At 38.0% G+C, this 11,500-nt stretch carries 8 protein-coding genes; 5 read left to right on the top strand and 3 right to left on the bottom strand.

Annotated features, from left to right (window positions below; translation table 11 throughout):
- Positions 1-54: 54 nt before the first annotated feature.
- Together GQR56_RS09375 and GQR56_RS09370 are read right to left on the bottom strand one after the other, a co-directional pair.
- Positions 55-1,719: a hypothetical protein gene (locus tag GQR56_RS09375; RefSeq protein WP_166110685.1), complete on the bottom strand. Its 1,665-nt coding sequence runs from the start codon at positions 1,717-1,719 to the stop codon at positions 55-57.
- Positions 1,720-1,948: 229 nt separating this feature from the next.
- Positions 1,949-2,905, bottom strand: a complete 957-nt coding sequence (locus GQR56_RS09370) for a methylenetetrahydrofolate reductase (protein ID WP_166110682.1) — start codon at positions 2,903-2,905, stop codon at positions 1,949-1,951.
- A 249-nt stretch (positions 2,906-3,154) separates the two neighbouring features.
- Here GQR56_RS09370 and GQR56_RS09365 point away from each other — a divergent pair, with 249 nt between their 5' ends.
- The 4 genes from GQR56_RS09365 (at position 3,155) to GQR56_RS09350 (ending at position 8,503) form a co-directional block, all read left to right on the top strand.
- Positions 3,155-6,037, top strand: coding sequence for a pitrilysin family protein (locus GQR56_RS09365; protein ID WP_166110679.1), 2,883 nt, complete (start codon positions 3,155-3,157; stop codon positions 6,035-6,037).
- A 116-nt stretch (positions 6,038-6,153) separates the two neighbouring features.
- Positions 6,154-6,933, top strand: a complete 780-nt coding sequence (locus GQR56_RS09360; protein WP_166110677.1) for a hypothetical protein — start codon at positions 6,154-6,156, stop codon at positions 6,931-6,933.
- Between the two features lie 91 nt (positions 6,934-7,024).
- Positions 7,025-7,843 (top strand): serine O-acetyltransferase, encoded by an 819-nt coding sequence (gene cysE, locus GQR56_RS09355; RefSeq protein WP_166110674.1) that lies wholly within the window; start codon positions 7,025-7,027, stop codon positions 7,841-7,843.
- Positions 7,844-7,858: 15 nt separating this feature from the next.
- Positions 7,859-8,503, top strand: coding sequence for a hypothetical protein (locus GQR56_RS09350; protein WP_166110671.1), 645 nt, complete (start codon positions 7,859-7,861; stop codon positions 8,501-8,503).
- Positions 8,504-8,525: 22 nt separating this feature from the next.
- On the opposite strand, the gene xseA is transcribed toward GQR56_RS09350, so the two are convergent.
- A complete protein-coding gene (xseA, locus tag GQR56_RS09345; RefSeq protein ID WP_166110668.1) occupies positions 8,526-9,860 on the bottom strand; it encodes an exodeoxyribonuclease VII large subunit in 1,335 nt (444 codons plus the stop codon).
- A gap of 135 nt (positions 9,861-9,995) precedes the next feature.
- On the opposite strand from xseA, the gene guaB reads away from it, so the two are divergent.
- On the top strand, positions 9,996-11,465 hold the full coding sequence (guaB, locus tag GQR56_RS09340; RefSeq protein ID WP_024612328.1) for an IMP dehydrogenase: 1,470 nt from the start codon (positions 9,996-9,998) through the stop codon (positions 11,463-11,465).
- Positions 11,466-11,500 lie beyond the last annotated feature (35 nt).

The following is an 11,500-nucleotide window of genomic DNA, read 5'->3' as shown; positions in this document are numbered from 1 at the left end:
TTAAATAGCTGAATATCAAGCATGAGAATGCTCCTTGTAAAAAGGAGTATAAGATCATACTTTGAAGTCAAGGTAAAGTTCGTGATCTTGCCCTGGGTAATGACTTAATATGAAATGAGATACTTCGTTAATCAATACAATGTTTTTTACAATAATCTCTAGTCTTTTAGCTGAATATAGCAGAATACTTAAGTCCTGATATTGGAGTTGCTTACAAGAAAATAAAGGTTCATTTTTATTATAAAGGCATTTAATAACCTCGTAGATTAGGAGCACACCTGATGAATGAATTATGTTTTCTCTTGGTGAATCTTCAAAGTCAAAATAATCTAACTTTTCTGAATTCAACAGGTACAAAAATATTTTATCTATCGAACTCGGTAATAGCTCTGATGTAAGGTTGTTAAAATTTGTTTTTATTGGGTTATTTATATTCCTTATTGTTAGAAGGTGACTCTCGTTATTATAGAAACACAGAAGGAAAGTATATGTTAACTGTTTTGCAGCTTTAACATATTCGTTGTCCCAAATTTCTAGCATAAATTCATCGACTTTTTTGTCATCCTGAACGCCCGCATTTTTTAGGGCTAACGTGATCTGAGATTTAGTGATCTTTGATTCATTATTTTTAAATAATTCTTCTAGTTCTTTGTGTAAGTCAGTTTTGTATAAGTGCTCACCTATTTTGAAGTGAAAGGAAAAGTAAAAATAAGAGTCATTTTTCTCTCTCTCCCATAATGATTTACAAATATTTTTATAAAGCTCTTTTATTATCTGTATATTTTCTTTTTTAGAATGCCATATCAAAGTTCCCAAATACTTTATTAAGTCAGGAATGCAAATATTAGCTCTGTTCTTAAGATATACGAATTCAATTAAAAACCTACCTGAAGTAAGCGGTTTATATGTATCGCCTCTTTTGTTCTCAACCCACACTATAATTTCATTTAATCTACTTAAAGATATATCATGTTTTGAATCACCAAGTAGCTGAAATGTCAGATAAGATAAGAAGTTAGCTGTTTTTGTATATTTCTCCTCTGACGCTGTTTTAGGTAAGCTATATAAAATTTTATATAAGCTATTAAGATAGGTATTCATACTTTCTATAGACTCAGGAGTATCTGATTTTTTTAATAAATATCCAAGATCTCTAGCTTGAATGCTTAACTCATTAATCTCATGTTTTTTGATTAATCTAATTTTTTCAATATCCATTAAAACTGCGATTTCAGTGACTGTGATTTCATCTGGACTCTCAGTTTTTTCTAATATTTTTTCATATATGTACGTCGTACTACTCAGGTTCTTAAATATGTAAGCAAAATACCTAGAATACATTACTACGACATATGCAAAATAGGTAATGATAGTGATAAAGAAGAACGCTTTTAAAGGTATTGGTAAAAGTTCGTGTGCCAAAAAATAGATTAGAGAAAACAGTAAGTATATTAGTACTCTTGGTACTATTGAATTAGCTTGGATGGGTGCTTTGTCATTTAAGTATTTAACTACATTTTCAGAGTCGTACTTGTCCTCCATCCATTGTAATGACTGTTGTGTTAGCGGAAGCGCTATAGCCGTTAGTGTAACTAATACTGTGGCTATATAAGTTATAATATTAGAAATGTTGTAGAGAGCGTTGTTCGCTGCCAACTCTAAACAGCTACCTGCATATAGTTCACTCATAATTTTGAGTGTTAAATTAATTGATTCCATTTATCTGACTTCCCTACCTACGATTATCATTTACAAAAAACTTTAACGCTCTATGGTTCACAATTAAGTGATAGTACTGCCATATTAATTACAAGGTCAATCAGCAAGTTAAGGGAGGTTGAATTATGAGCTTAATTACAAGCTCATGATCGTTTTTAATTTAAGCTGAATTAAAAAAGCAAGCCATGAGGCTTGCCAAGAAGGGGGGGAATTTGTTTTAGCCTTGGCTTTAAGCTATTAGCTTTTCGGCTAGGTTTAATTCCATTGTTGCCTTTAATAAACGATATAAGTTAATTGACGCGTCAATTTCTTCTTTACGGTTTGTTAAGCTTTCAATATTTAAACCCAGCGGCACATCTAAATGCGCACAGCTTTTAATTATTAAGTCGAGGTTTTCGCGGCAAATACGCACTGATTCGCTTAGAGTATTGTCTGCATCAAGCATGCGCCATTTTGTCGCTTCTGGCACTGAAATACCCAACCATTGCATAAAGTCTAAGGTTTTTTCGCCGCCGCACGGGGTAAACGTTAATATAATACGTTGAGGTGTAATACCTTGTGCTTTACATGTACGTGCGTAGCTAGTAATTAGCTCTATAGTCGCTTGTGCGTCGTAAACAGCTTGCGATATAAAAAACTGACAACCTTGTGCCGTTTTTTCTATTAATCGTTCATGCTCATTTCGTTTGCTTGAATGGCGCTCAGCAATAGTAACGCCACCTAAAAAGAAATCATCTGATTGCTCAGCCAATGCTTTATATGCATCAGGCAGGCTTAACTTGATATCGCCTACCGATGACGGGCTACCTACTAAAACTACATTTTGTAAATCGTAGTCGTTTTTAGTTTCACTTAACCAATCTTTAAATTCACCTACGCCACGCTGCGCCACACTTTTATAAGTAATTACATCTTGTGCAGATAAATTACGAATTAAATGGCTGTATTCACGCGGATCAACGGTTTGTTTAAACGCAAATGGACGCGCTTGATTTGTACGACTGCTTTCGTCTTGAATGTCGTAAATTATTACACCGTCGTATTCAATTTCGTGTAAGCGACCCAATAGCTTTTCTGCAATGATTTTTAATTGCGCTTTATCGGTACCAATTTTAGGCGGCGTAGTACCAATAAGATAAACACCTTGTTTGGTGTCCTCTATTTTCTCTTTTAATGATAAAGCCATAATCCTCATTCCAGCCAAGTGCGTGTTGATGGATTTAATATAGCAGCCATTTAGACGTCTAGATAGATTTATTTAATGAAAGTTTTTCAACTTAGATGAAGAATATTCATACTGATAATTTAATAAACTGGCTGATTGACACAGTTGTTTACATAAAAAATGGGCCAAAGCTCTTACATTTACTCGCTTTAAGGCATAATCGTATTAATAATCTAACAATAAATTTGCTCAATTTAAAAAGGGACAACAATGAAATTTAAATTATTAGCAACCAGCTTAGCGGTATCGCTGGCGTTAACCGGTTGCGCCATGCAGCAAAACCAAAGCACGCAAACAACAGCACAACAAGAACAAGTAAATAAAGCTGATGATCGTGTTTTTTCACAAGATTACTTAATTGAAGAACTAGAAAACGGCTTACGCGTAATGGTTGTTAAAACCGATTACCCCGATGTCGTGTCGCTGCAAATTCCGGTATCGGTTGGATCGCGTAACGAAGTTGAAGAGGGCAAAACAGGTTTTGCTCACTTTTTTGAACACATGATGTTTAAAGGCTCACAAAAATACCCTGAAGATGTGTATTCAGACATATTAAAAAATTCAGGTGTTGATAACCGCGCGTACACAACAAACGATTACACCAACTACTATTTAAACTTTTCAAAGCAGCATCTTGATAAAGTACTTGAGCTTGAAGCTGATATATTTCAAAACTTAACCTACACCGAAGAGCAATTTAGAACCGAAGCACAAACGGTAAAAGGTGAGTACTTAAAAAACAATGCGAGCCCAGTTCGTAAATTATTAAGCGCTGTACGCGAAGAAGCGTTTGATAAGCACACGTATAAACACACCACTATGGGCTTTTTTAAAGACATAGAAGCGATGCCTGATCAAATGGCGTACGGTAAAGAGTTTTTTGCTAAATTTTATAAGCCTGAGTATGTATCGCTGGTAATTGTGGGCGATGTAGATCCACAAGCAACAATGGCAATGGTTAAAAATCATTGGGGCAGCTGGAAAAAAGGTAACTACGTTGCTGACATTAAAGCAGAGCCTGTGCAACAAGCACCAAAATATTTGCACCAGCAAGATGAAGCGCTACCAGGGCATTGGTTGCTTGTATCGTACAAAGGCGCTGCGTGGGAGCCTGCTAAAAAAGACAGAGCAGCACTTGATTTAATCTCACAGCTTTATTTTTCAAATAACTCTGATTTATATCAAGAGCTCGTGGTCGACAAACAAATTGCCAGCCAAATGTTTACCTATAACCCAGAGACTAAAGATCCGGGTTTATTACACGTATTTGTTAAAGTAGAAAACGCAGACGATTTAGCCACTGCGCGCGATGCTATTAACCGCACTTATGCAAAAGCACGTACAGAGCTTGTTGATGAGCAAAAGCTGAATGATTTAAAATCAAACCTTAAATACAGCTTTATTAATGGCTTAGATTCATCGCAAGCGATTGCTTCAACCCTTGCAAGCTACATGCACTTTGAGCGCGATCCTGAGGTTATAAACCAGTTGTATAAATCGGCTGATAACATTACTAGCGCAGATATTAAAGCCGTTGCTAATAAATACTTTACTGATAATGCACGTACCACATTAACGATGTCGGCACTTGATAAAGCCCCAGGGTTTGAGCAAGAAGTTGATTTAAATGCGCTTACTGCAAAGCTTGAACAAGCACCTGCGGCACCTGTATTTAAAGTACTTGATAAAACGAATAGCTCGCCATTAATTGATGTTAACTTTTTATTCAATACCGGTGCGGCTGCCGACCCTCAAGGCAAAAAAGGCGTTGCTGCGTTAACTGCGGCTATGCTTGCACAAGGTGGTTCGCAGGCGACAAGCTACAAAGATATTCAAAAAGCACTTTATCCGCTTGCGGGTAGTTTTGGTTATCAAATAGATAAAGAAATGCTGTCGTTTCAAGGGCGTATTCATAAAGATAACGCGGCGCAGTGGTATGCACTTGTGAGCGATCAATTACTAAACCCAGGCTTTAGAGACGATGACTTTAAGCGCCTTAAAAAAGAAATGATCGACGGCATTAAATCAGGCTTAAAAGCATCTAACGATGAAGAGCTAGGCAAAGAAGTGCTATACAGCGCGCTTTACAAAAATCATCCTTACGAAAGCTACAACTACGGTGATATTTCTGATTTAGAAGCGTTGACGCTGGATGACGTTAAAGCGTTTTATAACAGCGAGCTTACGCAATCTAAACTCACGGTTGGCTTAATTGGGGCTGTGCCTGCAAAACTTAAAGCTAAAATGATGAGCGACTTTGCAACACTACCAAAAGGTGAGCAAAGTCGTTTAAGTATTCCTGATGCGCCAGAGCTTAAAGGTCATCATGCAACTATTGTAGAAAAGTCGGCGCAATCGACTGCGGTATCGTTTGGTTTTCCTATAGATACAATAAGAAGCAGCGAAGACTGGACAGCCCTTTGGCTTGTGCGTTCGTACTTTGGTGAGCACCGTAGTTCTAACAGCTTTTTATATGAGCGCATTCGTGAAACTCGCGGCATGAACTATGGCGATTACGCATACATTGAATACTTTCCACGTGGTATGTTTCAAACCAAACCTGATGCAAACCTAGGCCGCTCTGAACAAATTTTTCAAGTGTGGTTACGTCCACTTCGCTCTAATAACGATGCGCACTTTGCAACTCGTACAGCCTTGTTTGAGCTAGATAAGCTAATTAAAAATGGTATGAGCGAAGATGACTTTGAAGCTACGCGTAACTTTTTAATTAACTTTGTGCCGCAAATGGTTGCAAGTCAAAACCGCCAATTAGGTTACGCACTTGATAGCGAATTTTACAACACAGATAGCTTTGTAAGTTACGTAACTAACAAACTTAAAACGTTAAGCGTTGCTGATGTTAATCGCGTTATTAAAGAAAACTTACAAACAGACAATGTTCAATATGTGTTTATAACCGCAGACGGCGCTGATATGCAAAAACGTTTAGCGTCGCAGCAAACATCACCAATGGTTTATAACACTAATAAACCTGCTGAGTTGGTTGCTGAGGATAAAGTGATTGCCGATTATAAACTGGCAATTCCTGCAAACAATATTGAAGTGATGAAAGTCGATAAAGTATTTCAATGAAGGTTTAAATAGTTATAAATTAAGATAATTTAAATGCCCCATACATTGGGGCATTTTTATATTTTGAATAATTTTTTAGTAATATGTATTTTTTGATAAGGTTAAAAGGAATTAGTATGTGTAAATTTTTAAATAAACCTCTTAATGTCTATCTTTTTATAGTAGCTTTTTTTCTAATAATTGGTTTGCCATATATTATTAAATTTGGTTTTGGTTTTTGGGATACACAATCCGAATGGGGGGTAATGGCGACATACTTCGGTGGAATGTTAAGCCCTGTTCTCGCGTTTTTTACAGTTATAATTTTGATTCAAACAAATGGAAAAAACCAAAGAGCACATAGGAGTGTTCTTCGTCAAAATGCAAGGCATCATCAACAGGTTGTTTCACAAGTAGAGCAGCAATTATTTAATAGCCTTTTTGCTCAATTAGCTAGCGATCTAGAGAAAAGTGTAGAGAAAAAACTAGAAAGTGATTCAAGTTACTTTACTAAGATTACAGATGAATTATGTAACATACCATTTACAGGAATAGAGTCTGAGATTGATGAGTTCTATTCGAAGCAAGCAAGTAAAATAATTAAGAGCGAGAAGTATCAGGGGATATTTGAAAAAGAGAGTGAATTACTTGCTCTTTTATTTGAGGAAGTGATAGAGCTTGCAAAAAAAAGCGGACACTTTCAAGAAATTACAGGTAAGTATTTTTATCGCTTACGAGGATATCTAACTAAAGAGCAATCTTTTTGGATAAATGTTTATGCTGAACAATATTGTGAAAATTATAAAAGCCTTAAAAGGTATCAATGGGAGGATATGAGATATTTCCCTTCATTTGAGAACCCACGAAAGTTAAAAGATAAAATAAATGACATTAAAGATGTTATATCTAATAACTAGAACAAATAACTAAGGGATTAACACCTTAGGCTTTAAATCCGTTAGACTTGGAAAAAGGCTATTTTATATCAACTTAAGGCAGTGCAGTATTATGCGTCATGCAATTTGGCAACAGCTTCGCGACGAAGCTAACGATGTAGTAAAACGTGAACCATTATTAGCAAGTCATGTTTATTCATGCATTTTGAATCATGATTGTTTAGGTTCGGCATTGAGCTTTATTGTTGCTAATAAGTTGGCTGATGCGGTGGTATCTGCATTCACTATCCGAGAGTTGTTCGACCAAGCATTTGTAAAATGTGACCGTATGCTATCTTTTGTTGCTGAGGATATTAAAGCGGTAAAAGACCGCGATCCGGCATCAGAAACCTATCTTACGGTTATATTAAATCTAAAAGGTTTTCATGCTATTCAGGCGCACCGTTTGGCTAATTGCTTGTGGCAACAAAACCGCAAAGAGCTAGCGCGCTTTATTCAAAGCCGTAACTCTGAAGTGTTTGGGGTTGATATTCACCCAGCATGTAAAGTAGGTAAAGGCATTATGTTTGACCACGCAACCGGTATTGTTATTGGTGAAACAGCGGTAATTGAAGATAACGTATCAATTTTGCAATCTGTAACGCTTGGCGGTACGGGTAATGAGCAGGGTGATCGTCATCCTAAAATTAGAGCGGGCGTATTAATTGGCGCCGGCGCTAAAGTACTTGGTAATATTGAAGTAGGTGAGGGCGCACGAATTGGTGCGGGCTCCGTTGTACTTAGCAATGTTCCACCGCACACAACCGCTGTTGGCGTACCCGCTAAAATTATTGGTCGACCGGATTGTGAGTGTCCGGCGCAAAGTATGAACCAAAACTTTTTGACTCAACAAGAGCCTCAAAACGCATCGCATACTAGTGCAATGCTATAAATTTAAGTAAAACAGATGCCACATAAAAGTAACTTATTTGCAATTGTACTCAGCTTTTTTATGGGAGTAGGGTTAGCAAGTGGTTACTTTTTGCATTTGTATACTCCATCAAATAATAAAACAGCTCAATCTGCACATACTGATCAAAATATTATTATTGAAGTAAATAGTAATAAGCCAGTCCAAAAGCCTTTTGTAAACACTGAGCGCAAAGCATTCCAACAACCAGTAGAACAAGAACACGTTGAGACGATTAGTGCATTAAGTAATGAATTAGCAGTAACAAAAAAGCAGCTAAAACTTACTCAACAACAGTTAAAACAAGGCCGTTTAGAGGGGGCTGATTTTACAAAACAACTTGATGATAAGTTTGATGAAGAAAGCGAAAACACGTTGTGGAGTTTTGATGTAGAAACCGCACTTACTGACTTTTTAATCGTGAGTGATTTAAGTAACAACGCCCAGTTAAATTATATAACCTGTAAACAAACAATTTGTAAATTTGAATTACTAGCTGATAAAAATAATGAGCAAGGTCATGCGCAGTGGCGAGAGCTTAATGATAAGTTAGTAACTATGCCTTGGTGGCAACAATTTAAAATGACTTCATCAAGCTCTACCGATGAGCGAATAGAATTTACAGTGAGCACCAAAGAGTAGGTGCTTATATAGTAAAAAGTTGCTAGCCCACAACTCTTGAATGTATAGCCCCATCAACGAGTTCAGTAACGAGTATGTCATCTTTTTTTACATCACTAATTGATTTAACTACTCTGTTTTTTTCGTTTTTTGTAATGCTATAACCGCGCGCTAGTACATTGAGCGGGCTTACCGAGTCTAACCTACTAGCTTGCATTGCTAAATTATTATTGGCTTGTTGCAACTGGTGCTGCATGGCTTGCTTTAGCCTTGCTTGTAACTGCGCGAGCATATGGTTTGCTGTAGCTAGTTTTTTATCGGGTGATTGGCGCATTAAGCGCGGCGTTAAGTTATTAAGTGCGCGTTCTTGCTGATATAAACGATTACGCATAGCTTGTTGCAGCGCAATGCTTAGCTCATCCAAGCGTTGTGATTTTTGATTAAGCTGATTGCGCGGATGACACAAATTAAGACGATGCTGTAGTTGCATTGCAAGTGCGCGTTTGTCAGCAATGTCGTGCTTAAATGCGTTAGATAAACGATTAACTAATTGCGTTACCTTGTTGTGTAACTCTTGCGTATTAGGGCTTACAAGCTCAGCTGCGGCTGATGGAGTCGCTGCGCGAACATCGGCAACATAGTCACTAATAGTGGTATCTATTTCGTGGCCTACCGCACTTACTATGGGTAATTCACTTTTATAAATAGCACGGGCGAGTTGTTCGTGGTTAAAACACCATAAATCTTCAAGTGAACCACCGCCGCGTCCTAAAATAAGAACGTCTACTTCATCACGAGCATTGGCTAAGTCAATTTGATTAATTAAATGTAGATGCGCTTCTTTGCCTTGTACCATAGCAGGGTAAATGATTACCTCTAGCTGCGGCGCACGGCGTTTAAGTACCGTTAAAATATCTTTTATGGCAGCGCCTGTTGCTGAGGTAATAACACCAATACGGTTAATATTTTGCGGTAATGGCTGTTTGTGAACTGAGCTAAATAATCCCTCGGCGGCTAAGCGCATTTTAAGCGCATCAAATTCTTGCTTTAGCTGACCTTCGCCGGCGGGTTCCATATGTTCAACAATAAGCTGATAGTCACCGCGTGGTTCATAAAGTGATACGCGTGCTTTTACAGTTACTTGTGCGCCATTTGCTGGGTGGTAGCTTTGGTTGCGATTATTTCCTCGCCACATGGCTGCTTTAATTTGCGCTTTATCGTCTTTCAACGAAAAATACCAATGACCAGATGCGGGGGTAATAAAGTTAGAAATTTCGCCAGTTAGTATTAATGAGGCAAAGCCTTGCTCAAGGAGTGTGCGAATTTCTCTATTAAGGCGCGACACGGTGTAAACTGCTTTTGAAGACTTCGAAAACATAAAAAACAACCTAAAACTATTTATAAAGCTATATTATCATAAATATTTGCGAAATATTATTTACTAGTGACAACAACGCTGTTAAAATTTGGTCGCAATTCCTTATCTTATATCCACATGTGAGAAGTTGCCAAAATGCTTAGAATCGCTAAAGAAGCTCTTACCTTTGATGACGTACTTTTAGTACCTGGTCATTCTACTGTTTTGCCACATACGGCAAATATTTCAACTCGCTTAACGCGTGGAATAAAACTTAACTTGCCACTTATTTCAGCATCTATGGATACTGTTACAGAAGCTCGTTTAGCTATTGCCCTTGCGCAAGAAGGTGGTCTTGGTTTTATTCATAAAAACATGACTATTGAAGAACAAGCGAAAAACGTACGTAAAGTTAAAACCTACGAAGCAGGTATTGTTTCTTACCCTGTAACGGTTACTGCCGATTTAACAATTGCAGATGCAGTTGATCTTTCGCATGAAAAAGGTTTTTCAGGCTTTCCGGTTACCGATAGCAATAATGTGCTTGTAGGTATTGTTACTAGCCGTGATATGCGTTTTGAAACTAAGCTTGAACAGCCAGTTTCTACCGTTATGACTAAAAAAGAAAAGCTTGTTACCGTTAAAGAAGGCGCAGCACGCGAAGAAATTTTAGGCTTAATGCACGAACACCGCATTGAAAAAATCCTTGTTGTTGATGATGAATTTAAACTTAAAGGCATGATCACAGTAAAAGATTACCAAAAAGCCCAAGACAAGCCTGACGCATGTAAAGACGACCAAGGTCGTTTACGTGTAGGTGCTGCTGTAAGTGTTGGCGCGGGTACTGATGAGCGTATTGCTGCATTAGTAGAGGCGGGTATTGATGTTTTACTTATCGATACGTCGCATGGTCACTCTCAAGGTGTTATTGACCGTGTTACTAAAACGCGTAGAGAGTACCCAGACTTACAAATTATTGCAGGCAACATAGCAACAGCTGAAGGCGCGGTTGCACTTGCTGATGCCGGTGCCGATGCAGTTAAAGTAGGTATAGGTCCAGGTTCTATCTGTACTACACGTATTGTTACCGGTTGTGGCGTTCCACAAATTACAGCTATTTCAGATGCTGTTGAAGGCTTAAAAGGTCGCGACATTCCTGTAATTGCTGATGGTGGCATTCGTTTTTCTGGCGATATTGTTAAAGCACTTGTTGCTGGTGCATCGTGTGTAATGGTGGGTTCACTGCTTGCTGGTACTGAAGAAGCGCCAGGTGAAGTTGAATTGTACCAAGGCCGTTACTATAAATCTTACCGTGGTATGGGCTCGTTAGGCGCGATGGATCAAAAAGAAGGTTCATCAGATCGTTACTTCCAAAAGTCAAACGAAGCAGACAAGTTAGTACCAGAAGGTATTGAAGGTCGCGTAGCTTACAAAGGTCCTATTGCAACGATTATTCATCAGCAAGTTGGCGGCTTACGTAGCGCTATGGGCTTAACAGGTTGTGCCACAATTGAAGAGCTAAATACAAAACCACAGTTTGTACGTGTTACTTCAGCAGGTATGGGTGAGTCGCACGTTCATGATGTGCAAATCACTAAAGAAGCACCAAATTACCGCTTAGGTTAAGCAGCGTAATTAATTTAATATACTGGGCTTGCTTT

Origin of the sequence: Pseudoalteromonas sp. Z9A5, from assembly GCF_011378875.1 — a bacterium.
Classification (GTDB): domain Bacteria; phylum Pseudomonadota; class Gammaproteobacteria; order Enterobacterales; family Alteromonadaceae; genus Pseudoalteromonas.
This window is presented reverse-complemented; position numbering and strand designations above follow the sequence as displayed.

Bases quoted from the DNA above. Each gene is read 5' to 3' on its own strand.
- GQR56_RS09370 (WP_166110682.1), bottom strand. From the start codon at position 2,905: ATGGCTTTATCATTAAAAGAGAAAATAGAGGACACCAAACAAGGTGTT.
- GQR56_RS09360 (WP_166110677.1), top strand. From the start codon at position 6,154: ATGTGTAAATTTTTAAATAAACCTCTTAATGTCTATCTTTTTATAGTA.
- guaB (WP_024612328.1), top strand. From the start codon at position 9,996: ATGCTTAGAATCGCTAAAGAAGCTCTTACCTTTGATGACGTACTTTTA.
- GQR56_RS09350 (WP_166110671.1), top strand. From the start codon at position 7,859: ATGCCACATAAAAGTAACTTATTTGCAATTGTACTCAGCTTTTTTATG.
- cysE (WP_166110674.1), top strand. From the start codon at position 7,025: ATGCGTCATGCAATTTGGCAACAGCTTCGCGACGAAGCTAACGATGTA.
- GQR56_RS09365 (WP_166110679.1), top strand. From the start codon at position 3,155: ATGAAATTTAAATTATTAGCAACCAGCTTAGCGGTATCGCTGGCGTTA.
- xseA (WP_166110668.1), bottom strand. From the start codon at position 9,860: ATGTTTTCGAAGTCTTCAAAAGCAGTTTACACCGTGTCGCGCCTTAAT.
- GQR56_RS09375 (WP_166110685.1), bottom strand. From the start codon at position 1,719: ATGGAATCAATTAATTTAACACTCAAAATTATGAGTGAACTATATGCA.